Origin of the sequence: Methylobacterium nigriterrae (genome assembly GCF_037106235.1) — a bacterium.
Classification (GTDB): domain Bacteria; phylum Pseudomonadota; class Alphaproteobacteria; order Rhizobiales; family Beijerinckiaceae; genus Methylobacterium; species Methylobacterium nigriterrae.
This window is the reverse complement of sequence record NZ_JBAWTG010000460.1, coordinates 1-713: the sequence shown is the minus strand read 5'-3', so window position 1 is coordinate 713 and position 713 is coordinate 1. Positions and strand designations below refer to the sequence as shown.

The window sequence follows — 713 nt, the reverse complement described above, 5'->3', positions numbered from 1 at the left end:
TCTCTGATTGGGGGCAGTGAGGCAAGCTACTCCTGATCCTCATCGGTCCCGGATGTATCGCTCCCGCAGGTCACGCGCTTCTCTTCGCGGTCGGCGCTGAAGGCCGCCGCATGATGGGGTCAGAAGAGCAAGGTGTCTCAATCTGTCCGACGACCTTACGGCTGAGCCGCAGGTTCATGGCTCTTAACGAGATCACCTCACCCATCGTCCCCGCGGGAACGATCCGGTTCACCCTTGCGGGCGATATTTGGCCTGATCCGACAGGCGTGCCTCCTTCATGCCGCGGCCGGTACCGGCGCTTTGCCGAAGCGGAACGAAGTCTCGTCCCGCCACATCCTGTGCAGGACGATCGCCAGCTTCCGGGCGACCGCCACACGGGCGCGGGCCATGCCGCGATGCTTGGTTATCTTCAGGCCCCAGGCACGCAAGCTCGACCATTTGCGCGAGCGCACCAGCAGGGAGTGGGCAGCCTCGTAGAGCGCGGTGCGGGCAAGTTCGTCGCCGCAGCGGCTGATCTTGCCCTGGATATCGGTCTCGCCGGACTGATAGCGCGCCGGCGTCAGGCCGAGATGCGCGCCCACATCCCGCGAGCGGCGGAAGCGCTCGGGTCGGTCGATGGTGGCGCGGAAGGCGAGCGCGGTGATCGGGCCGACGCCCGGCACGCTCATCAGGCGGCGGCAGACCGCCTCGCCGCGCACGATGCCGAGGACCTG

At 67.0% G+C, this 713-nt stretch carries 1 protein-coding gene; it reads right to left on the bottom strand.

Annotated elements, in window-relative coordinates:
• Nucleotides 1-275 precede the first annotated feature (275 nt).
• The coding region (locus WDW90_RS37735) for a transposase (RefSeq protein WP_336492823.1) at nucleotides 276-713 on the bottom strand (438 nt) is incomplete at its 5' end.